We start from the raw sequence: 21,445 nt of genomic DNA, 5'->3' as shown, positions 1-21,445 counted from the left end.
AGGATGTTGCATGACGGATCACGCGTTGTTACTGGTCAACCTGGGCTCGCCAAAGTCCACTTCGGTGGCCGATGTGCGCAGCTACCTCAATCAGTTCCTGATGGACCCTTATGTGATCGATCTGCCGTGGCCGGTGCGGCGCTTGTTGGTGTCGCTGATCCTGATCAAGCGCCCCGAGCAGTCGGCCCACGCCTACGCGTCCATCTGGTGGGATGAGGGTTCGCCGTTGGTGGTGCTCAGCCGGCGTTTGCAGCAGCAGATGACCACGCAGTGGACCCAAGGCCCGGTGGAGTTGGCGATGCGCTACGGCGAACCGTCCATTGAAAGCGTGCTGACGCGCCTCGCCGCCCAGGGTATCCGCAAAGTTACCCTGGCGCCGCTGTACCCGCAGTTCGCCGACAGCACTGTGACCACGGTGATTGAAGAGGCCAAGCGGGTTGTACGTGATAAGAAGCTGAGCGTGCAGTTCTCGATCTTGCAGCCGTTCTACGACCAGCCGGAATACCTCGATGCGCTCGCGGCGAGTGTCCGCTCCTATGTGGAGCAGGATTACGATCACCTGCTGCTGAGTTTCCACGGCCTGCCAGAGCGTCATCTGACCAAACTCGACCCGACAGGCCAGCATTGCTTCAAGGATGCGGACTGCTGCAAGAACGCCTCGCCTGAGGTGTTGAAAACCTGCTACCGCGCGCAATGTTTCAGCGTCGCCCGCGATTTTGCTGAACGACTGGGCTTGCCGGAAGATAAATGGTCGGTGGCGTTCCAATCACGCCTGGGCCGCGCCAAATGGATCGAACCCTACACCGAAGCGCGCCTGGAAGCCCTGGCTAAGCAAGGCGTGAAAAAGCTGCTGGTGATGTGCCCGGCGTTTGTCGCCGACTGCATCGAGACTCTGGAGGAAATCGGCGATCGTGGGCTCGAGCAGTTCCGCGAGGCTGGGGGGGAAGAGTTGGTATTGGTGCCGTGCCTGAATGATGATCCGCAGTGGGCGAAGGCGCTCAATACCTTGTGCGAGCGGGCGCCGACAACGCTGTAACCGAACCAAGTGAAGATCAGAATGTGGGAGCGCGCTTGCCCGCGATGAGGGAGTGTCAGCCGATAGAGTTGTTGGCTGATACACCGCTATCGCAGGCAAGCCTGCTCCCACATGGTTTGACCGTGTTTACAGATTCAGGGTCAGGCTGACCGTGAGATTGCGCGGCTCACCCGGATTGATCCAATAGTTGCTGTACGACCGCTCGTAGTACTTCTCTTCGAACAGGTTGTTGAGGTTCAGCCCCACGGTGACGTTGTCCGTAGCCTTGTAATGGGCCAGCAGATCAACGGTGTGATAGGCCGGCAACTCAAAGTTCGTGCCGGCCTCCCCTGAACGATCGCCCACATACGTGAACGCCGCGCCCAGGTCCGAGCCGCGCAACGCGCCATCCTGGAACTCATACACCCCCAACAGACTGCCGCTGTGCTTGGCCACGCCAAGGATGCGGCTGCCGGCGGGAATGGCTTTATCGCCTTTGGTCACTTCAGCGTCGATGTAGGCAAACGCACCAATCACCCTTACGGCATCGGTCACTTGCCCGGTCAGTTGCAGGTCAAAACCCTGGCTGCGCGCCTTGCCCACGGCGCGGTTGAGGTTGGTGGCCGGGTCCAGGGTCAGTACGTTTTCCTTTTCGATATGGAAGGCGGCGAGGGTGGCGCTGAGGCGGTCGTCGAACAGCTCGCTCTTGATTCCCACTTCATAGCCCACGCCTTCTTCGGGCTTGAAGGATTTGTTGTTGGCGTCCAGGCCGCTGTTGGGCTTGAACGACGTTGAGGCATTGGCGAACACCCCGACTTGCGGTGTGAGCTGATAGAGCAGGCCGGCGCGTTGGGTAAAGGCGTCGTGGGTCTGCTTGCTCTTGGCGTGGTTGCGCGTGAAGTCGTCGATGCTCTGCTCGAAATGTTCGAAGCGCGCACCGACCATACCGCGCAGGCGGTCGGTGAAGATGATTTGGTCTTGCAGGTTCAGCGCGTGGCTTTTGGTCTGTTCGAAGAGGTCAGTACCGGAGCGCGCGCCGTTGGGTTTGGGCTTGCCGTAAACCGGATTGTAGATGTCGATGGGGTAGCGGCTACCGCCAATCGCCGTGACGCGTTCTTTCTTGCGGTAGTCCTCGTATTCGGTGCCGATCAGCAACTCGTGCTGCCAACTGCCGATATCGAACATTCCCCGCAGTTCAAGCTGGGTGATGCTGTTGTGCCAACCCGTGGAGCGCTCGCGGTAACGGCGGTCGACGGTGTGGCCGTCGGCATTCAGCGCGCGGTTTTCCGAGGCGTCGCCCCACAGGCTGCCTTGCTTGTAGTGGCTGGCCAGACGCAGTTTCCAGGCGTCATTGAGGTGGTGTTCCAGGGTCGCCTGAATGCGATTGTTGTGGTTGTCGATATCGCCATCGTTGGGTTCGCCGAGGAAGGTGGAGCGGGATACGCCGGAGGCGTCGACAATGCCACGGTCGAAGGTGGAGCTGTGGCGGACGAATTCGCTTTCCACCAGCAGGCTGGTGTCCGGGTCCAATTGCCAACTGAACGAAGGCGCGACGAATACCCGCTTGCTTTGCACGTGGTCGCGGAAGCTGTGGTTGTCTTCTACCGCCAGGTTGACCCGAGTCAGCACCTTGCCTTCGCTGTCCAGCGGGGTGTTGACGTCAATGGCAGTGCGATAACGGTCCCAACTGCCGGCGCTGGTTTGCAGGGTGGTGAAGGCTTCAGGCTGGGGCTTCTTGGTGACGATATTCACCGTGCCGCCAGGATCGCCACGGCCATACAGGCTGGCGGCGGGCCCTTTGAGCACTTCGATGCGCTCGATGTTCGCCGCGTCGGGTGTGCTCGGGTAGCCACGGTTAGCGCTGAAGCCGTCCTGATAGAACTCCGACGTGGTAAAGCCGCGCACGCTGTATTCGTAGAGTGTCAGGCCACCGAAGTTGTTCTGCTTGGACACGCCGCCGGCAAACTCCAGGGCGCGCTCCACGTTGCTGCTGCCCAGGTCTTTGAGCACCGTGGCGGGAATCACGCTTATAGACTGTGGGATGTCGCGAATCGCGGTGTCGGTCTTTGTCGCGCTGGCCGAACGGGTGGCGCGGTAGCCTTTGACGGGCCCGGTGGTGGACTCATAGGCGTCGGTGGTGACGCTGATGGCGTCGAGTTCCAGGGTGTTTTCTTCGGCGTAGGCGGGGTCGAGCAGCAAACCCAAGGCCAGGCCAGCCAAGGGGGCGATTCTTCGAGACGGCATGATAGAGCGTTCCAATAGCGGTATTGAAACAATATAACATGACCAATGAGAATGAATTGCTTTGAAATATAAGCTTACAGGTGCCCGCGTACGAGCACCTGTAAGTGACGGGTTATTCCTCTTCCTTAACCGGTGCAGGCGGCGGACGCAGCCCGATTTCCGCCAGCAACTTGATCTCTTTGCCGTTGCGCATCACCTGGATCGCCACCTTGTCGGTCGGCTTGATTCGCGCCACCTGGTTCATCGACTTACGGCCATCACCGGCCGGTTCGCCATTGATGCTGAGGATCACATCGCCCAGTTGCAGGCCGGCTTTCTGCGCCGGGCCGTCGCGGAAGATCCCGGCGACCACGATGCCTGGGCGTCCGGTCAAGCCAAACGACTCGGCCAGCTCCTTGGTCAACGGTTGCACTTCAATCCCCAGCCAGCCGCGGATTACCTGGCCGTGCTCGATGATCGACTTCATCACTTCCATCGCCAGCTTCACCGGGATCGCAAAGCCGATGCCCTGTGAGCCGCCGGACTTGGAGAAAATCGCCGTGTTGATACCGGTCAGGTTGCCATTGGCATCCACCAGTGCACCGCCTGAGTTGCCCGGGTTGATGGCCGCGTCGGTCTGAATGAAGTCTTCGTAGCTGTTGAGGCCCAACTGATTACGCCCGGTGGCGCTGATGATGCCCATGGTCACGGTCTGGCCCACGCCGAACGGGTTGCCGATGGCCAGTGCCACATCACCGACGCGCAAACCATCGGAACGACCGAGGGTGATGGACGGCAGGCTTTTCAGGTCGATCTTCAGTACCGCGAGGTCGGTTTCCGGGTCGCTGCCCACCACGCGGGCCAGGGTTTCGCGACCGTCGCGCAGGGCCACCACAATCTGGTCGGCGCCGGTGGTCACGTGGTTGTTGGTGAGGATGTAGCCTTCGGGGCTCATGATCACGCCCGACCCCAAGCTGGATTCCATGCGCCGCTGCTTGGGCCCGTTGTCGCCGAAGTAGCGGCGGAACTGCGGGTCTTCAAACAGCGGGTGCGCCGGTTTGTTGATGACCTTGGTCGTGTACAGGTTGACCACCGCCGGGGCGGCGATGGTGACCGCGTCGGCATAAGTCACCGGGCCTTGCACCACCGCGCTGGTCTGCGGTGCCTGTTGCAGGTTCACATCCAGGCTGGGCAGGCCCACCAGCTCGGGGTAACGCTGAATAATCAGCATCGCGATCAGCACGCCAGCCAACAATGGCCATCCAAAAAAACGCAGCGCCTTGAGCATCAAGTAAGTCCTGACAGGTTGCAGGGGGCGAGAGAGCGCCCATAATGTCGCGCATTATACGAGGCTGCGACGCCTGCGAACGGGATATTTAGGAGTCTTTTATGGCCGTCCCCCTTACCACCCTCGTCGAGGAAGCGGACCGCTACCTTGGCAGCGCTAAAATTGCCGATTATTGCCCCAATGGCCTGCAGGTCGAGGGCCGCCCTCAAGTGATGCGCATCGTCAGCGGCGTGACCGCAAGCCAGGCCTTGCTGGATGCGGCCGTCGAAGCCCAGGCCGATTTGATCCTGGTGCACCACGGCTATTTCTGGAAAGGCGAAAACCCTTGCATCACCGGGATGAAACAGCGTCGCCTCAAGACGCTGCTCAGGCACGACATCAGCCTGTTGGCCTACCATCTGCCGCTGGACTTGCACCCCGATGTCGGCAATAACGTGCAACTTGCCCGTCAGTTGGATATCACGGTCGAAGGCTCGCTGGACCCGAGCAACCCCAAGATCGTCGGCCTGGTCGGCTCCCTTGCCGAGCCCCTGTCGCCCCGTGATTTCGCCCGCCGTGTGCAGGAGGTCATGGGCCGTGAACCGCTGCTGATCGAAGGCAGCGAAATGATCCGCCGTGTCGGCTGGTGCACCGGCGGTGGCCAGGGCTACATCGATCAGGCGATCACCGCCGGCGTCGACCTGTACCTGAGCGGCGAAGCCTCCGAGCAAACTTTTCACAGCGCCCGCGAAAACGACATCAGCTTCATCGCCGCCGGCCACCACGCCACCGAGCGTTATGGCGTGCAGGCGCTAGGGGATTACCTGGCGCGGCGCTTCGCGCTGGAGCATCTCTTCATCGATTGCCCTAACCCGATCTGAGCCTCACTACGGGACAAAGTGTGGGAGCTGGCTTGCCTGCGATGGCATCAACTCGATCTGTCTGAATGACCGAGGTGCCTGCATCGCAGGCAAGCCAGCTCCCACACTTGACCGAGTTCCACGCCAAACTATGGGGCATATTCATATACCGTTTCGATCTAGATGGCTCCCTGAATAGAAGCAGGTGCTGTGCTAGCATGCCCCGCTCGAACACGGCCCGCTGGCCGTCCATAAGATCGTTTTTCCGTGAGTAACCATGGTCGACAAACTGACGCATCTGAAACAGCTGGAGGCGGAAAGCATCCACATCATCCGCGAGGTCGCCGCCGAGTTCGACAACCCGGTGATGCTCTACTCGATCGGTAAAGACTCCGCCGTGATGCTGCACCTGGCACGCAAGGCCTTCTTCCCGGGCAAACTGCCGTTCCCGGTGATGCACGTCGACACCCGCTGGAAATTCCAGGAGATGTACAAGTTCCGCGACAAGATGGTCGAGGAGCTGGGCCTGGACTTGATCACCCACGTGAACCCGGACGGCGTGGCGCAGGGCATCAACCCCTTCACCCACGGCAGCGCCAAGCACACCGACATCATGAAGACCGAAGGCCTCAAACAGGCCCTGGACAAGCATGGTTTCGATGCGGCCTTTGGCGGCGCCCGTCGCGATGAAGAGAAGTCCCGCGCCAAAGAGCGCGTGTACTCATTCCGCGACAGCAAACACCGCTGGGACCCGAAAAACCAGCGCCCCGAGCTGTGGAACGTCTACAACGGCAACGTCAACAAGGGTGAGTCCATCCGCGTGTTCCCGCTGTCCAACTGGACCGAGCTGGACATCTGGCAGTACATCTACCTCGAAGGCATCCCGATCGTGCCGCTGTACTTCGCCGCCGAGCGTGAAGTGATCGAGAAAAACGGCACGTTGATCATGATCGACGACGACCGCATCCTCGAGCACCTGTCCGACGAAGACAAAGCCCGAATCGTCAAAAAGAAAGTACGTTTCCGTACCCTTGGCTGCTACCCGTTGACGGGCGCGGTGGAGTCCGAAGCCGAGACGCTGACGGACATCATTCAGGAAATGCTCCTGACGCGAACTTCCGAGCGCCAGGGCCGTGTCATCGACCACGATGGTGCAGGCTCGATGGAAGATAAAAAACGTCAAGGCTATTTCTAAGGGGCTGTCATGTCGCATCAATCTGATTTGATCAGCGAGGACATCCTCGCCTACCTGGGCCAGCACGAGCGCAAGGAAATGTTGCGCTTCCTGACCTGCGGCAACGTCGACGACGGCAAGAGCACCCTGATCGGGCGCCTGCTGCACGACTCCAAGATGATCTACGAAGATCACCTGGAAGCCATCACCCGCGATTCGAAGAAGTCCGGCACCACCGGCGATGATATCGACCTGGCACTGCTGGTCGACGGCCTGCAGGCCGAGCGTGAGCAAGGCATCACCATCGACGTTGCCTACCGCTACTTCTCCACCGCCAAACGCAAATTCATCATCGCCGACACCCCCGGCCATGAGCAGTACACCCGCAACATGGCCACCGGTGCCTCCACCTGTGACCTGGCGATCATCCTGATTGACGCGCGTTATGGCGTGCAGACCCAGACCCGTCGCCACAGCTTTATCGCCTCGTTGCTGGGCATCAAGCATATCGTGGTGGCCGTCAACAAGATGGACATCAATGGCTTCGACCAGAGCGTATTCGAGCAGATCAAGGCCGATTACCTGAAGTTCGCCGACGGTATCGCGTTCAAGCCGAGCACCCTGGCGTTCGTGCCGATGTCGGCGCTCAAGGGCGACAACGTGGTGAACAAGAGTGAGCGTTCGCCTTGGTACACCGGGCAGTCGCTGATGGAGATCCTCGAAACCGTCGAGATCGCCAACGACCGCAACTACACCGACCTGCGTTTCCCGGTGCAGTACGTCAACCGTCCGAACCTGAACTTCCGTGGTTTTGCCGGCACCTTGGCCAGTGGCATCGTGCACAAGGGCGACGAAGTCGTGGTGCTGCCGTCGGGCAAGAGCAGCCGCGTCAAATCCATCGTCACCTTTGAAGGTGAGCTGGAACACGCCGGCCCAGGCCAGGCCGTGACCCTGACCATGGAAGACGAGATCGACATCTCCCGTGGCGACCTGCTGGTACACGCCGACAATGTGCCGCAAGTGACCGATGCCTTCGACGCCATGCTGGTGTGGATGGCGGAAGAGCCGATGCTGCCGGGCAAAAAATACGACATCAAGCGCGCCACCAGCTACGTGCCGGGTTCCATCACCAGCATCGTGCATCGCGTGGATGTGAACACCCTGGCCGAAGGCCCGGCGAGTTCGCTGCAGTTGAACGAGATCGGCCGGGTCAAGGTCAGCCTCGACGCCGCCATCGCCCTGGACGGTTACGACAGCAACCGCACCACTGGCGCGTTCATTGTCATCGACCGTTTGACCAACGGCACCGTGGCGGCGGGCATGATCATCGCGCCGCCGGTCACCCACGGCAGCTCGGCGCAGCATGGCAAGCTGGCTCACGTCGCCACCGAAGAGCGCGCACTGCGCTTTGGTCAGCAACCGGCTACCGTGCTGTTCAGCGGCCTGTCGGGCGCTGGCAAGAGCACCTTGGCCTACGCGGTTGAGCGCAAGCTCTTCGACATGGGCCGTGCGGTGTTCGTGCTGGATGGCCAGAACCTGCGTCACGACCTGAACAAGGGCTTGCCGCAGGACCGGGCCGGTCGTACCGAGAACTGGCGTCGTGCCGCCCATGTGGCGCGTCAGTTCAACGAAGCGGGCCTGCTGACCTTGGCCGCGTTCGTGGCCCCGGATGCCGAAGGCCGTGAACAGGCCAAAGCACTCATCGGCGCCGACCGCCTGCTGACGGTGTACGTGCAGGCGTCGCCGCTGGTGTGCGCCGAGCGTGATCCGCAGGGGCTGTACGCTGCTGGTGGGGATAACATCCCTGGTGAGTCCTTCCCGTATGACGTGCCGTTGAATGCCGATCTGGTCATCGACACCCAGGCCTTGTCGTTGGAAGAAAGCGTCAAGCAAGTGCTGGAGCTGTTGCGTCAGCGCGGCGCGATCTAACCCTCGCGGCCACAAAAAGCCCGCCACCGAGTGATCGGTGGCGGGCTTTTTACATATTAACAAATGTGCACACTGCCAATGTGGGAGCTGGCTTGCCTGCGATAGCGGTCTGCCAGTTGATATATTTACAACAGATCCACCGCTTTCGCAGGCAAGCCAGCTCCCACATTTTGATCACTGTTTGCCTGGGAAGTCTTTGTGCAGCTTTTCCAGCAGTTGGTCCTTGTCTTCCCACAACCGATTGATCCACCCCTGGAACGCCAACCGATACGTCCCATCCTGCTCATAATTCTTGCCAATGAACTCAGCCGGAATCAGCACTTCCTCAAAGTGCACCACCACATCCTTCACATTCCCACACAGCAAATCCCAATACCCAGGGCGCCCGGCCGGGTAGTGAATAGTCACGTTCACCAGTGATTTCAACTGCTCACCCATGGCATCCAGCACAAACGCAATCCCGCCAGCCTTGGGCTTGAGCAGGTAGCGAAACGGCGAGTTCTGCTGGGCATGTTTGCCTGGGGTAAAGCGTGTGCCTTCGGCAAAGTTGAAAATGCCCACCGGGTTGTCGCGAAATTTCGCACAGGTCTTGCGGGTGGTTTCCAAGTCCTTGCCTTTCTTTTCCGGGTGTTTTTCCAGGTAGGCCTTGGTGTAGCGCTTCATGAATGGAAAGCCCAGCGCCCACCACGCCAGGCCAATCACCGGCACCCAGATCAGCTCCTGCTTCAGGAAGAACTTCAGCGGACGAATACGCCGGTTCAGCACGTATTGCAGCACCATGATGTCGACCCAGCTCTGGTGGTTGCTGGTCACCAGGTATGAGTGCTGATAGTCCAGACCTTCCAGGCCGGTGAGGTGCCAGCGCGTGCGCCGCACCAGGTTCATCCAGCCCTTGTTGTTGGTGACCCAGGCCTCGTGGGTGTGGTTCATCAGCCATTCGCTGAAGCGCTTGGCAAACGGCAATGCCTTGAACAGCGCGACGATGAACAGGAACGAGCACAGCAGGATCGTGTTCAGTGCCAACAACAACGAAGCGATCACCCCGCGCACGGCGGCAGGTAAAAAATCCAGCATTTAGATATCCATAGGTCGGTTGGCGGCTTGGATCGCGGTGAGCGCGATGGTGTACACGATGTCGTCTACCTGGGCGCCGCGCGGCAGGTCGTTGACCGGTTTGCGCAGGCCTTGCAGCATTGGCCCCAGGCTCACGCAGTCAGCGCTGCGCTGCACGGCCTTGTGCGTGGTGTTGCCGGTGTTGAGGTCGGGAAACACGAACACCGTGGCCTTGCCGGCGACCTGGCTGTTGGGCGCCAACTGCCGGGCCACGTTTTCGTTGGCGGCGGCGTCGTATTGCAGCGGCCCGTCGATCAGTAGCGAACTTTGCTGCTCGTGGGCAAGCAGGGTGGCTTCGCGGACTTTTTCCACTTCTTCGCCGCTGGCTGAATCGCCACTGGAATAGCTGATCATCGCCACGCGCGGGGTGATGCCGAACGCTGCGGCCGAGTCGGCGCTTTGCAGCGCAATCTCCGCCAACTCCGCCGCGCTCGGGTGCGGGTTCATCACGCAGTCGCCGTACACCAGCACCTGCTCAGGGAACAGCATGAAGAACACCGACGACACCAGCGTGCAGCCCGGCGCCGTTTTAATCAGTTGCAGGGCAGGGCGGATGGTGTTGGCGGTGGAGTGAATGACCCCGGAAACCAGGCCGTCCACTTCGTCCAGCGCGAGCATCATGGTGGCGATCACCACCGTGTCTTCCAGTTGCTGCTCGGCCATCGGCGCGTTGAGGCTTTTGCTCTTGCGCAGCGCCACCATCGGCTCGACGTAGCGTTGGCGAATCAGGTCCGGGTCGAGAATCTCCAGGCCTTCGGGCAGTTCGATGCCCTGTGCGCGGGCGACCGCTTCCACGTCCGCCGGCTTGGCCAGCAACACGCAGCGGGCAATGCCCCGCGCCTGGCAGATGGCGGCGGCTTGCACGGTCAGTGGCTCGCTACCTTCGGGCAATACGATGCGTTTGTTGGCGGCCTGGGCACGCTGGATCAACTGGTAGCGGAACACCGCCGGCGACAGGCGCATTTCCCGTGGTGTACCGCAACGTTGGTGCAGCCAGCGCGCATCCAGATGGCTGGCGACGAAATCGGTGATGATCTCCGCGCGTTCGCGGTCATCAATCGGGATTTCCTTGTTGAGGCTGTTGAGCTGGTTCGCCGTGTCGTAGGAACCGGTGCTCACCGACAACACCGGCAGCCCGGCCTGGAATGCGCCACGGCACAATTCCATGATGCGCGGGTCGGGCAGGGTGTCGCTGGTCAGCAACAGGCCGGCCAGGGGCACGCCGTTGATCGCGGCGAGGCTGACGGCGAGGATGATGTCGTCGCGGTCGCCGGGTGTCACCACCAGTACGCCGGGCTTGAGCAGCTCCACGGTGTTACGCATGGTACGGGCGCAGATGATGATTTTGGTCATGCGCCGGGTTTCGTAGTCGCCGGCGTTGAGGATCTGTGCGTCCATCAGGTCGGCCACGTCGCGGGTGCGCGGGGCGTTGAGTTCCGGTTGATAGGGAATGCAGCCGAGCAGGCGGAAATCGCCGCTGCGCAACAGGGGCGAATGTTCTTTGAGGCGCGCCGCGAAGGCTTCCATGCTTTCGTCGGTGCGCACCTTGTTGAGGATCACGCCGAGTACTTTCGGGTCTTTGGGGCCGCCGAACAGTTGGGCCTGCAATTCCACACGTCCGGAGAGTTCGGTGAGCACTTCGTTTTCCGGGGCAGAGACCAGGATCACTTCCGCATCCAGGCTCTTGGCCAGGTGCAGGTTGACCCGCGCCGCATAGCTGGCGCTGCGGGTTGGCACCATGCCTTCGACAATCAGCACGTCCTTGCCCACGGCGGCTTGCTGGTACAGCGTGATGATTTCTTCGAGCAGTTCGTCGAGCTGGCCGTCGCCGAGCATGCGTTCTACGTGGGCCAGGCCCAGGGGCTGTGGCGGCTTGAGGCCGTGGGTGCGCGCTACCAGCTCGGTGGAGCGCTCGGGGCCGGTATCGCCGGGGTGCGGCTGGGCAATCGGCTTGAAGAAACCGACTTTCAGTCCGGCCCGCTCAAGGGTGCGCACCAGCCCAAGGCTGATGGAGGTCAGACCCACACCAAAATCGGTGGGCGCGATAAAAAAAGTCTGCATGCGAATTCTCTGAAGGTGCATGGCTTCGGTGAGGTTCTATGGTTGAACGTCTACCGGGAATCAGGCGCCAAGGTTATCGTTATTCGTGTGCTTGCGCACACCAGCCGCAGGCAAAGGGCTGGCCTATTTTTTCAAGGCGTTGCGCGGGGTCGAGTACCCAGGCGCGGGACTGCCAGGGTGGCTGGTGGCGCAGGTGCTGGGTGTGGCCGCAAGAGAGCTCGGCGACCCAGTGTTGATCGTCATCCTGGTGGAACCCGATGATGAAGGATGCCGTTGATCGGTCCCGTCTGTCCGGGTTCTGTTCGCTTTCGGGCAAATCCTTGTTTAGACTTGTCCGTTCTTCATTCTTATGCAAAAGGTCTCGCCCCATGACGATCGCCGCTAACAAGGCTGTCTCCATCGACTATACCCTGACCAACGACGCTGGTGAGGTCATCGACAGCTCCGCCGGCGGCGCGCCGCTGGTCTACCTGCAAGGCGCAGGTAACATCATCCCAGGCCTGGAGAAGGCACTGGAAGGCAAGAACGTCGGTGATGAGCTGACCGTTGCCGTAGAACCTGAAGATGCCTACGGCGAGTACTCGGCCGAACTGGTCAGCACCCTGAGCCGCAGCATGTTCGAAGGCGTTGACGAGCTGGAAGTGGGCATGCAGTTCCACGCTTCCGCGCCGGACGGCCAGATGCAGATCGTGACGATCCGTGATCTGGACGGCGACGACGTGACCGTCGACGGCAACCACCCTCTGGCTGGCCAGCGCTTGAACTTCCAAGTGAAGATCGTTGCCATCCGCGACGCCTCCCAGGAAGAAGTGGCTCACGGCCACGTCCACGGTGAAGGCGGTCACCAGCACTGATTGATGTAGTGATCAGTTGCTAGCAAAAACGCCCCGACTGGTTCGGGGCGTTTTTTTGCCTGTGTTTTTTGGCGGATCGGTTTCCTGTGGCGAGCGGGCTTTTTGTGGTGAGCGGGCTTGCCCCGCGCTGGGGTGCGAAGCGGCCCTAAAACCTGAGATTGAGTTCTGTCTGGAGGGACGCGTTGAATGTATTGGGGCTGCTGCGCAGCCCAGCGCGGGGCAAGCCCGCTCACCACAGAAGCTTCCCAGCACAAGAGGGTTTCTAAGGCACAAACAAAAATGCCCCGGACCTTTCGGTACGGGGCATTTCTTAACTGTTACGCAACCTGGGTTGCGATGCAGTTGTTACCACTTAGGCTGCAGCAGCGACGCTCAGAGCCTTGATGTGGCCATTCAGACGGCTCTTATGACGAGCGGCCTTGTTCTTGTGGATGATGCCTTTATCGGCCATGCGGTCGATAACTGGCACAGCCAGAACGTAAGCTGCTTGAGCTTTTTCAGCGTCTTTGGTGTCGATGGCTTTAACTACATTCTTGATGTAGGTACGAACCATGGAACGCAGGCTGGCGTTGTGGCTGCGACGCTTCTCAGCCTGTTTTGCACGTTTTTTGGCGGAAGGTGTGTTGGCCACCGTCGAGCTCCTCGAAAGACTTTTTAGGAAATAGCAAACAAAATAGGCCGCGAATCATGCCGATGACTTGATGTGTTGTCAAGGGCGGCTGATGCGAACTGCTGAGTGGTCGATCTGAAGAGGCGGGTGATTTATTTCCGGCGCTTGACCTGTAAACTCGCGAGCTTTGGCTCTGTGCTGTTGCAGGCGCGCAGTATCGCATAAGTAGGCGCTTTGTTCGCCTGCTCTTTATCTAAAGGCGCAAACTCTTTCAATGAATCTGCTCAAATCGTTGGCCGCCGTCAGCTCTATCACGATGATCTCCCGGGTTCTGGGGTTTGTACGCGATACGCTGTTGGCGCGTATTTTCGGCGCCAGCATGGCCACGGATGCTTTCTTTATTGCCTTTAAACTGCCCAACCTGCTGCGGCGGATCTTTGCTGAAGGCGCATTTTCCCAGGCATTCGTGCCGATCCTGGCCGAATACAAGACCCAGCAGGGCGAGGAAGCCACCCGCACCTTTATTGCCTACGTCTCGGGCCTGTTGACCCTGGTGTTGATGTTGGTGACCGTGCTCGGCATGCTCGCGGCTCCCTGGGTGATCTGGGCCACGGCGCCCGGTTTTGCCAATACCCCGGAAAAATTCGCGCTGACCACCGACCTGTTGCGCGTGACCTTTCCTTATATATTGCTGATCTCCCTTTCATCCCTTGCCGGGGCGATCCTCAATACCTGGAACCGTTTCTCGGTGCCGGCCTTCGTGCCGACCCTGCTGAACGTCAGCATGATTATTTTCGCGCTGTTCCTTACGCCGTACTTTGATCCACCGGTGATGGCCCTGGGCTGGGCGGTACTGGCCGGCGGCCTGGCGCAATTGCTCTACCAACTACCGCATCTGAAAAAGATTGGCATGCTTGTCTTGCCGCGCCTGAACCTCAAGGACACCGGCGTATGGCGCGTGATGCGCAATATGCTGCCAGCGATCCTCGGTGTGTCGGTCAGCCAGATTTCCCTGATCATCAATACCGCGTTCGCCTCGCTGCTGGTGTCTGGCTCGGTGTCGTGGATGTACTACGCCGACCGCCTGATGGAATTGCCGTCCGGCGTGCTGGGCGTGGCGCTGGGCACGATTCTGCTGCCAACCCTGGCGCGCACTTACGCCAGCAAGGATCGCCAGGAGTATTCGCGCATCCTCGATTGGGGGTTGCGCCTGTGCTTTGTGCTGGTGCTGCCATGTGCGCTGGCGCTGGGGATCCTGGCCGAACCGTTGACCGTGTCGCTGTTTCAATACGGTCAGTTCGATGCCCATGACGCCTTGATGACCCAGCACGCGCTGGTTGCCTATTCCGTCGGGCTGCTCGGCATCATCGTGATCAAAGTGCTGGCTCCCGGCTTCTATGCCCAGCAAAACATCCGTACGCCGGTGAAAATCGCGATATTCACGCTAATCGTCACGCAACTGCTCAACTTGGTGTTTATCGGCCCGTTGGCCCACGCCGGCCTTGCCCTGGCGATCAGTGCCGGTGCTTGCATCAACGCCGGGCTGTTGTTTTACCAATTGCGTAAGCAGCAGATGTTCCAGCCGCAGCCAGGCTGGGGCCTGTTTGCCCTCAAGTTGCTGGTGGCGGTGGCCATGATGTCGGCCGTGCTGTTGGGCCTGATGCACTTCATGCCGGCGTGGGATGAAGGCCATATGCTGGAGCGCTTCATGCGTCTTGGCGTATTGGTCGTCGCGGGTGTGGTGGTGTACTTCGGGATGTTGCTGCTGCAAGGCTTCCGCCTGAGGGATTTCAATCGCAAGTCCCTGGGTTAGAGAGTTTGCCGCGATAAAACGGTTGTTTTATCGATTCGATCCATTTGGCCTGTGCTGTTGCCTGTCGTCCGGGGCCGGGTGTGGTTATAATCGACCACTTTATGAGCAAGAAGCGCGTTATGCAGCTGGTTCGAGGTCTCCACAACCTGCGCCCCGAGCATCGGGGCTGCGTCGCCACTATTGGCAACTTTGACGGTGTTCACCGTGGCCACCAGGCTATCCTGGCTCGGCTGCGCGAACGCGCGGTCGAGTTGGGCGTGCCCAGCTGCGTGGTGATTTTCGAGCCACAGCCGCGGGAATACTTTACCCCCGAGACCGCGCCGGCCCGCTTGGCCCGCCTGCGGGACAAGCTGCAATTGCTGGCTGAGGAGGGTGTGGACCGTGTCCTCTGCCTGGCCTTCAACCAGCGTTTGCAAAGCCTGAGCGCCGCCGAGTTCGTCGACCGCATCCTGGTTGATGGCCTGGGCGTGCAGCATTTGGAGGTCGGTGACGACTTCCGCTTTGGTTGCGACCGCGTCGGGGATTTCGATTTCCTGCAGCATGCGGGCGTCAACCAAGGGTTTACCGTCGAAGCCGCACAAACCGTCGAACTGGACGGCCTGCGCGTGAGCAGTACCCAGGTGCGTAATGCCCTGGCCGCTGCCGACTTCGCCTTGGCCGAGCGTTTGCTCGGTCGCCCGTTCCGCATTGCCGGACGGGTCCTGCACGGCCAGAAGTTGGCGCGCCAATTGGGCACGCCAACCGCCAACGTGCAACTCAAGCGCCGTCGTGTGCCGCTGACCGGGGTTTACCTCGTCAGCGTCGACATCGACGGCCAATCGTGGCCCGGAGTCGCCAACATAGGCGTCAGGCCCACGGTTGCAGGTGATGGCAAGGCCCACCTGGAAGTACATCTGCTGGATTTTGCCGGTGATCTGTATGACCGGCGTTTGACGGTGGTTTTCCACCAGAAGCTGCGTGAAGAGCAGCGTTTCGCCTCCCTTGAGGCGTTGAAAACGGCGATCAATGCGGATGTCGCCGCCGCCCGTGCACTAGCCGCACCTAGCGCCCATCGCTAACCGAAGAGCCTTAAATGACCGACTATAAAGCCACGCTAAACCTTCCGGACACCGCCTTCCCAATGAAGGCCGGCCTGCCACAGCGCGAACCGCAGATCCTGCAGCGCTGGGACAGTATTGGCCTGTACGGAAAGTTGCGCGAAATTGGCAAGGATCGTCCGAAATTCGTCCTGCACGACGGCCCTCCTTATGCCAACGGCACGATTCATATCGGTCATGCGCTGAACAAGATTCTCAAGGACATGATCCTGCGCTCGAAAACCCTGTCGGGCTTCGACGCGCCGTACGTGCCGGGTTGGGACTGCCACGGCCTGCCGATCGAACACAAAGTCGAAGTGACCTACGGCAAGAACCTGGGCGCGGATAAAACCCGCGAACTGTGCCGTGCCTACGCCTCCGAGCAGATTGAAGGGCAGAAGTCCGAATTCATCCGCCTGGGCGTGCTGGGCGAGTGGGACAACCCCTACAAGACCATGAACTTCAAGAACGAGGCCGGGGAAATCCGTGCCTTGGCCGAAATCGTCAAGGGCGGTTTCGTGTTCAAGGGCCTCAAGCCCGTGAACTGGTGCTTCGACTGTGGTTCGGCCCTGGCTGAAGCGGAAGTCGAGTACGAAGACAAGAAGTCCTCGACCATCGACGTGGCCTTCCCGATCGCCGACGACGCCAAGCTGGCCGAGGCCTTTGGCCTGTCTTCGCTGGCCAAGCCAGCCGCCATCGTGATCTGGACCACCACCCCGTGGACCATCCCGGCCAACCAGGCGCTGAACGTGCACCCGGAATTCACCTACGCCCTGGTGGACGTCGGTGACCGCCTGCTGGTGCTGGCTGAGGAGATGGTCGAGGCCTGCCTGGCCCGCTACGAGCTGCAAGGTTCGGTCATCGCCACCACCACCGGCTCCGCGCTGGAACTGATCAACTTCCGCCACCCGTTCTATGACCGTCTGTCGCCGGTGTACCTGGCTGACTACGTTGAACTGGGTTCGGGCACCGGTATCGTTCACTGCTCGCCTGCCTATGGCGTAGACGACTTTGTGATCTGCAAGAAGTACGGCCTGGTCAACGACGACATCATCAACCCGGTGCAAAGCAACGGTGTTTACGTGCCGTCGCTGGAGTTCTTCGGCGGCCAGTTCATCTTCAAGGCCGATCAGCCGATCATCGAAAAGCTGCGCGAAGTCGGTGCGCTGATGCAAACCGCAACCATCCAGCACAGCTACATGCACTGCTGGCGCCACAAGACCCCGCTGATCTACCGCGCCACCGCGCAGTGGTTCATCGGCATGGACAAAGAGCCAACCAGCGGCGACACGCTGCGTGTCCGCTCGCTCAAAGCCATCGAAGACACCCAGTTCGTCCCGGCCTGGGGCCAGGCGCGCCTGCACTCGATGATCGCCAACCGTCCGGACTGGTGCATCTCCCGTCAGCGTAACTGGGGCGTGCCGATCCCGTTCTTCCTGAACAAGGAAAGCGGCGAGCTGCACCCACGTACCGTCGAACTGATGGAACAAGTGGCCCAACGCGTTGAACAGGAAGGCATCGAAGCTTGGTTCAAGCTGGACGCCGCCGAACTGCTGGGCGACGAAGCGCCGCAGTACGACAAGATCAGCGACACCCTTGACGTGTGGTTCGACTCCGGCACCACTCACTGGCACGTGCTGCGCGGCTCGCACCCGATGGGTCACGAAACCGGCCCGCGTGCTGACCTGTACCTGGAAGGCTCCGACCAACACCGTGGCTGGTTCCACTCGTCGTTGCTGACCGGTTGCGCCATCGACAACCACGCGCCGTACCGCGAACTGCTGACTCACGGTTTTACCGTCGACGAGACGGGCCGCAAAATGTCCAAGTCGCTGAAGAACGTGATCGAGCCGAAGAAGATCAACGACACCCTGGGCGCCGACATCATGCGTCTGTGGGTTGCGTCGACCGACTATTCGGGCGAAATCGCCGTGTCGGACCAGATCCTGGCCCGCAGCGCCGATGCCTACCGCCGTATCCGCAATACCGCACGTTTCCTGCTGTCGAACCTGACCGGCTTCAACCCGGCCACCGACATCCTGGCGGCTGAGGACATGCTCGCCCTCGACCGTTGGGCCGTGGACCGTACCCTGTTGCTGCAACGCGAGTTGCAGGAAAACTACGGTGAGTACCGCTTCTGGAACGTGTACTCGAAGATCCACAACTTCTGCGTGCAGGAGCTGGGTGGTTTCTACCTCGACATCATCAAGGACCGCCAGTACACCACCGGCGCCAACAGCAAGGCGCGCCGCTCGGCGCAGACCGCGCTGTTCCACATCTCCGAAGCGCTGGTGCGCTGGATCGCGCCGATCCTGGCCTTCACCGCCGACGAACTGTGGGAATACCTGCCGGGCGAGCGCAACGAGTCCGTGATGCTCAACACCTGGTACGAAGGCCTGACCGAACTGCCGGCCGACTTCGAACTGGGCCGCGAGTACTGGGAAGGCGTGATGGCCGTGAAGGTTGCGGTGAACAAGGAGCTGGAAGTGCAGCGTGCGGCCAAGGCCGTCGGTGGCAACCTGCAAGCCGAAGTCACCCTGTTTGCCGAGGAAGGCCTGACCGCCGACCTGGCCAAGCTGAGCAACGAACTGCGCTTTGTCCTGATCACCTCTACCGCGAGCCTGGCGCCATTCGCACAGGCCCCGGCGGACGCGGTCGCCACCGAAGTGCCGGGCCTCAAGCTCAAGGTGGTCAAGTCGGCCTTCCCTAAGTGCGCCCGTTGCTGGCACTGCCGTGAAGACGTCGGCGTGAACCCTGAGCATCCGGAAATCTGTGGTCGCTGCGTCGACAACATCTCGGGTGCTGGTGAGGTTCGCCACTATGCCTGATACCAGTCGTTTCGGACGTCTGGGCTGGCTCGTACTGAGTCTGCTGGTCCTGGTCATCGACCAGGTCAGCAAGGCTCATTTCGAAGGCTCCCTGCAGATGTTCCAGCAGATCGTGGTGATCCCGGATTACTTCAGCTGGACCCTGGCCTACAACACCGGCGCCGCTTTCAGCTTTTTGGCGGATAGCGGCGGCTGGCAGCGCTGGCTGTTCGCCTTGATCGCCGTGGTCGTCAGTGCGGTACTGGTGGTGTGGCTCAAGCGTCTTGGCCGTGATGACACCTGGCTGGCGATCGCCTTGGCGCTGGTATTAGGCGGTGCGCTGGGCAATCTTTACGACCGCATTGCCCTCGGCCATGTGATCGACTTTATCCTGGTGCATTGGCAGAACCGCTGGTACTTCCCGGCGTTCAACTTTGCCGACAGCGCCATCACCGTCGGTGCAATCATGCTGGCGTTGGACATGTTCAAAAGTAAGAAAACCGGAGAGACCGTCAATGACTGATCAGGTATTGGCTGAGCAACGCATCGGCCAGAACACGGAAGTCACCTTGCATTTCGCACTGCGCCTGGAGAATGGCGATACGGTCGACAGCACGTTCGACAAAGCCCCGGCCACCTTCAAGGTCGGCGATGGCAACCTGCTGCCGGGTTTCGAAGCGGCCCTGTTTGGCTTCAAGGCTGGCGACAAGCGCACCCTGCAGATCCTGCCGGAAAACGCCTTTGGCCAGCCCAACCCGCAAAACGTGCAGATCATCCCGCGTTCGCAGTTCCAGGACATGGACCTGTCGGAAGGCTTGTTGGTGATCTTCAACGATGCGGCGAATACCGAACTGCCTGGTGTGGTAAAAACCTTCGATGACGCGCAAGTGACCATCGACTTCAACCACCCGTTGGCCGGTAAAACCTTGACGTTCGACGTTGAAATCATCGACGTTAAAGCGATCTGACTGACAAAACCGGCGCCTGCGGGCGCTGGCTTGTGTGGGAGCTGGCTTGCCTGCGATAGCATCATCCTGGTGTACCTGATGCACCGAGGTGTCAGCATCGCAGGCAAGCCAGCTCCCACAAGATCCAATTTCTTGCCGAGCAAGACACGAGGCACAGCATGCAAATCAAACTCGCCAACCCCCGTGGCTTCTGCGCCGGCGTGGACCGGGCGATCGAAATCGTCAACCGCGCCCTGGAAGTCTTCGGGCCGCCGATTTACGTGCGTCATGAAGTCGTCCACAACAAATTCGTGGTCGAAGACCTGCGCGCGCGCGGCGCCATCTTTGTCGAAGAGTTGGACCAGGTGCCGGACGACGTCATTGTCATCTTCAGCGCCCACGGTGTTTCCCAGGCCGTGCGTACCGAAGCGGCTGGCCGTGGCCTCAAGGTCTTCGATGCCACCTGCCCGCTGGTCACCAAGGTGCATATCGAAGTGGCGCGCTACAGCCGTGACGGTCGAGAGTGCATCCTGATTGGCCATGCCGGCCACCCGGAAGTCGAAGGCACCATGGGCCAGTATGACGCCAGCAATGGCGGTGCGATTTACCTGGTGGAAGACGAAAAAGATGTTGCCAGCCTGCAGGTGCACAACCCCGAGCGCCTGGCATTCGTGACCCAGACCACCTTGTCCATGGACGACACCAGCCGCGTGATCGACGCGTTGCGCAGCCGCTTCCCGGCGATTGGCGGTCCACGCAAGGACGACATCTGCTACGCCACTCAAAACCGGCAGGACGCGGTCAAGCAACTGGCCGATGAATGCGATGTGGTTTTGGTTGTCGGCAGCCCTAACAGCTCAAACTCCAACCGCCTGCGTGAGTTGGCTGAACGCATGGCAACGCCGGCGTACCTGATCGATGGCGCCGAAGATATGCAACGCAGCTGGTTCGATGGCGTCGAGCGTATCGGTATCACGGCGGGCGCTTCGGCCCCGGAAGTGCTGGTGCGCGGCGTTATCCAGCAGTTGCATGCCTGGGGCGCCACTGGTGCCGATGAGCTGGCTGGCCGTGAAGAGAACATCACCTTCTCCATGCCCAAGGAGCTGCGGGTTCGCTCGCTGCTCTGAGTACCTGTGTGCCGGAGTAGCTCCGGCACAACGCCTGCTCGGCACGCTCGCTGCGCAGGCTGATGCGCCCGCTGGGCGCCAGTACGACCTGATACAGGCTCTGCGCCTGATCTGTGGCGCATACGTGCACGGTGCCAGCGCGAAAACCTCCTCCTGAAAACACCGGTTCGCCTAGTCCGCTGAAGCGCACCTGATTCTTGACAGGCCCATTGCCAACGATCGCCACGCCGCCATTGTCCTGGTGCTCCAGCAGTACTGGGTTGTCGTCATCCAGATAGCCGCGTCCGCTCACATCCACAATGACCCGCCAGCCCTGGCTCCAGTCGTCTTCCCGCGCATGAATGACCACCGGTTGGTTACGGGCGATGGCTTCAGTCCGGGCGTAGCGCAGGCCTGCGGCCAAGGATTGCGCGACGCCCTGTCGCTGCTGTGATTCCAGCAAACCCTTGAAGCTGGGGGTGGCCAGGCTGGCCAGGATGCCGCTCACGATCAGCCCGAGCAGCAGTTCGATCAGGGTGAAGCCTTGTTGGCGCATGTATCGTCCGTCCTTGGATTCAGGTGAAGCACTA

18 protein-coding genes are annotated in these 21,445 nt (G+C 60.6%); 11 read left to right on the top strand and 7 right to left on the bottom strand.

All coding sequences use genetic code 11. From position 1 onward, the window contains the following. Positions 1 to 10 precede the first annotated feature (10 nt). Positions 11 to 1,036: a ferrochelatase gene (gene hemH, locus EJ576_RS12715; RefSeq protein ID WP_126570458.1), complete on the top strand. Its 1,026-nt coding sequence runs from the start codon at positions 11 to 13 to the stop codon at positions 1,034 to 1,036. Positions 1,037 to 1,162: 126 nt separating this feature from the next. On the opposite strand, the gene EJ576_RS12705 is transcribed toward hemH, so the two are convergent. Then, positions 1,163 to 3,259 (bottom strand): TonB-dependent siderophore receptor, encoded by a 2,097-nt coding sequence (locus tag EJ576_RS12705; RefSeq protein WP_126570457.1) that lies wholly within the window; start codon positions 3,257 to 3,259, stop codon positions 1,163 to 1,165. Between the two features lie 112 nt (positions 3,260 to 3,371). After that, complete coding sequence (gene algW / locus EJ576_RS12700; RefSeq protein ID WP_028618771.1) at positions 3,372 to 4,526, bottom strand: Do family serine endopeptidase AlgW; 1,155 nt, start codon at positions 4,524 to 4,526, stop codon at positions 3,372 to 3,374. Positions 4,527 to 4,627: 101 nt separating this feature from the next. Here algW and EJ576_RS12695 point away from each other — a divergent pair, with 101 nt between their 5' ends. The 3 genes from EJ576_RS12695 to cysN all read left to right on the top strand — a co-directional run bounded on the left by EJ576_RS12695 (position 4,628) and on the right by cysN (position 8,468). Then, complete coding sequence (locus EJ576_RS12695) at positions 4,628 to 5,386, top strand: Nif3-like dinuclear metal center hexameric protein (protein ID WP_126570456.1); 759 nt, start codon at positions 4,628 to 4,630, stop codon at positions 5,384 to 5,386. Positions 5,387 to 5,642: 256 nt separating this feature from the next. Next, positions 5,643 to 6,560 carry a sulfate adenylyltransferase subunit CysD gene (gene cysD / locus EJ576_RS12690; RefSeq protein ID WP_005784641.1) on the top strand — a complete coding sequence of 306 codons (918 nt, stop codon included), beginning with the start codon at positions 5,643 to 5,645 and terminating at the stop codon, positions 6,558 to 6,560. Positions 6,561 to 6,569: 9 nt separating this feature from the next. Next, complete coding sequence (gene cysN / locus EJ576_RS12685) at positions 6,570 to 8,468, top strand: sulfate adenylyltransferase subunit CysN (RefSeq protein WP_078046804.1); 1,899 nt, start codon at positions 6,570 to 6,572, stop codon at positions 8,466 to 8,468. 174 nt (positions 8,469 to 8,642) lie between these two features. Here the strand turns inward: cysN and EJ576_RS12680 are convergent, their stop codons facing one another. The 3 genes from EJ576_RS12680 to EJ576_RS12670 all read right to left on the bottom strand — a co-directional run bounded on the left by EJ576_RS12680 (position 8,643) and on the right by EJ576_RS12670 (position 12,012). Beyond that, a complete protein-coding gene (locus EJ576_RS12680; RefSeq protein ID WP_123478077.1) occupies positions 8,643 to 9,542 on the bottom strand; it encodes an acyltransferase in 900 nt (299 codons plus the stop codon). Continuing rightward, entirely contained in the window at positions 9,543 to 11,642 is a 2,100-nt protein-coding gene (gene pta / locus EJ576_RS12675; RefSeq protein ID WP_126570455.1) for a phosphate acetyltransferase, read from the bottom strand. A gap of 79 nt (positions 11,643 to 11,721) precedes the next feature. After that, the gene (locus EJ576_RS12670) at positions 11,722 to 12,012 is read right to left on the bottom strand and encodes a DUF3565 domain-containing protein (RefSeq protein ID WP_033896987.1); all 291 of its coding nucleotides are present in this window, start codon (positions 12,010 to 12,012) and stop codon (positions 11,722 to 11,724) included. On the opposite strand from EJ576_RS12670, the gene EJ576_RS12665 reads away from it, so the two are divergent. Further along, positions 12,011 to 12,496, top strand: a complete 486-nt coding sequence (locus EJ576_RS12665) for a peptidylprolyl isomerase (protein ID WP_016976314.1) — start codon at positions 12,011 to 12,013, stop codon at positions 12,494 to 12,496. The two genes, EJ576_RS12670 and EJ576_RS12665, sit on opposite strands and share 2 nt — an antisense overlap. Before the next feature lie 352 nt (positions 12,497 to 12,848). On the opposite strand, the gene rpsT is transcribed toward EJ576_RS12665, so the two are convergent. After that, the gene (rpsT, locus tag EJ576_RS12660; RefSeq protein WP_016976313.1) at positions 12,849 to 13,127 is read right to left on the bottom strand and encodes a 30S ribosomal protein S20; all 279 of its coding nucleotides are present in this window, start codon (positions 13,125 to 13,127) and stop codon (positions 12,849 to 12,851) included. A gap of 253 nt (positions 13,128 to 13,380) precedes the next feature. Here rpsT and murJ point away from each other — a divergent pair, with 253 nt between their 5' ends. From murJ to ispH, 6 genes are all read left to right on the top strand, one after another. Continuing rightward, positions 13,381 to 14,919, top strand: a complete 1,539-nt coding sequence (gene murJ, locus EJ576_RS12655) for a murein biosynthesis integral membrane protein MurJ (RefSeq protein ID WP_038844672.1) — start codon at positions 13,381 to 13,383, stop codon at positions 14,917 to 14,919. Positions 14,920 to 15,038: 119 nt separating this feature from the next. Further along, positions 15,039 to 15,977: a bifunctional riboflavin kinase/FAD synthetase gene (gene ribF / locus EJ576_RS12650; RefSeq protein ID WP_010213269.1), complete on the top strand. Its 939-nt coding sequence runs from the start codon at positions 15,039 to 15,041 to the stop codon at positions 15,975 to 15,977. Positions 15,978 to 15,991: 14 nt separating this feature from the next. After that, complete coding sequence (gene ileS, locus EJ576_RS12645) at positions 15,992 to 18,823, top strand: isoleucine--tRNA ligase (RefSeq protein ID WP_123478081.1); 2,832 nt, start codon at positions 15,992 to 15,994, stop codon at positions 18,821 to 18,823. After that, on the top strand, positions 18,816 to 19,325 hold the full coding sequence (gene lspA, locus EJ576_RS12640; RefSeq protein WP_028618779.1) for a signal peptidase II: 510 nt from the start codon (positions 18,816 to 18,818) through the stop codon (positions 19,323 to 19,325). Before ileS ends, lspA begins: the two co-directional genes overlap by 8 nt. 7 nt (positions 19,326 to 19,332) lie before the next feature. Further along, positions 19,333 to 19,770: an FKBP-type peptidyl-prolyl cis-trans isomerase gene (gene fkpB, locus EJ576_RS12635; protein ID WP_173390393.1), complete on the top strand. Its 438-nt coding sequence runs from the start codon at positions 19,333 to 19,335 to the stop codon at positions 19,768 to 19,770. Between the two features lie 158 nt (positions 19,771 to 19,928). Beyond that, positions 19,929 to 20,876 (top strand): 4-hydroxy-3-methylbut-2-enyl diphosphate reductase, encoded by a 948-nt coding sequence (ispH, locus tag EJ576_RS12630; protein ID WP_016976308.1) that lies wholly within the window; start codon positions 19,929 to 19,931, stop codon positions 20,874 to 20,876. Here the strand turns inward: ispH and EJ576_RS12625 are convergent. After that, a complete protein-coding gene (locus EJ576_RS12625; RefSeq protein WP_122723682.1) occupies positions 20,830 to 21,411 on the bottom strand; it encodes a GspH/FimT family pseudopilin in 582 nt (193 codons plus the stop codon). The genes ispH and EJ576_RS12625 overlap by 47 nt on opposite strands. Positions 21,412 to 21,445 lie beyond the last annotated feature (34 nt).

The organism is Pseudomonas sp. C 49-2 (assembly GCF_003970195.1).
In the GTDB taxonomy this organism is placed as follows: Bacteria; Pseudomonadota; Gammaproteobacteria; order Pseudomonadales; family Pseudomonadaceae; genus Aquipseudomonas; species Aquipseudomonas canadensis.
The sequence above is the reverse complement of the archived record's forward strand: the minus strand, read 5'-3'. Positions and strand labels throughout refer to the sequence as shown.

Coding starts and splice junctions, on each gene's coding strand:
- hemH (WP_126570458.1), top strand. CDS start 11: ATGACGGATCACGCGTTGTTACTGGTCAACCTGGGCTCGCCAAAGTCC.
- EJ576_RS12705 (WP_126570457.1), bottom strand. CDS start 3,259: ATGCCGTCTCGAAGAATCGCCCCCTTGGCTGGCCTGGCCTTGGGTTTG.
- algW (WP_028618771.1), bottom strand. CDS start 4,526: ATGCTCAAGGCGCTGCGTTTTTTTGGATGGCCATTGTTGGCTGGCGTG.
- EJ576_RS12695 (WP_126570456.1), top strand. CDS start 4,628: ATGGCCGTCCCCCTTACCACCCTCGTCGAGGAAGCGGACCGCTACCTT.
- cysD (WP_005784641.1), top strand. CDS start 5,643: ATGGTCGACAAACTGACGCATCTGAAACAGCTGGAGGCGGAAAGCATC.
- cysN (WP_078046804.1), top strand. CDS start 6,570: ATGTCGCATCAATCTGATTTGATCAGCGAGGACATCCTCGCCTACCTG.
- EJ576_RS12680 (WP_123478077.1), bottom strand. CDS start 9,542: ATGCTGGATTTTTTACCTGCCGCCGTGCGCGGGGTGATCGCTTCGTTG.
- pta (WP_126570455.1), bottom strand. CDS start 11,642: ATGCAGACTTTTTTTATCGCGCCCACCGATTTTGGTGTGGGTCTGACC.
- EJ576_RS12665 (WP_016976314.1), top strand. CDS start 12,011: ATGACGATCGCCGCTAACAAGGCTGTCTCCATCGACTATACCCTGACC.
- EJ576_RS12670 (WP_033896987.1), bottom strand. CDS start 12,012: ATGGGGCGAGACCTTTTGCATAAGAATGAAGAACGGACAAGTCTAAAC.
- murJ (WP_038844672.1), top strand. CDS start 13,381: ATGAATCTGCTCAAATCGTTGGCCGCCGTCAGCTCTATCACGATGATC.
- ribF (WP_010213269.1), top strand. CDS start 15,039: ATGCAGCTGGTTCGAGGTCTCCACAACCTGCGCCCCGAGCATCGGGGC.
- ileS (WP_123478081.1), top strand. CDS start 15,992: ATGACCGACTATAAAGCCACGCTAAACCTTCCGGACACCGCCTTCCCA.
- lspA (WP_028618779.1), top strand. CDS start 18,816: ATGCCTGATACCAGTCGTTTCGGACGTCTGGGCTGGCTCGTACTGAGT.
- ispH (WP_016976308.1), top strand. CDS start 19,929: ATGCAAATCAAACTCGCCAACCCCCGTGGCTTCTGCGCCGGCGTGGAC.
- EJ576_RS12625 (WP_122723682.1), bottom strand. CDS start 21,411: ATGCGCCAACAAGGCTTCACCCTGATCGAACTGCTGCTCGGGCTGATC.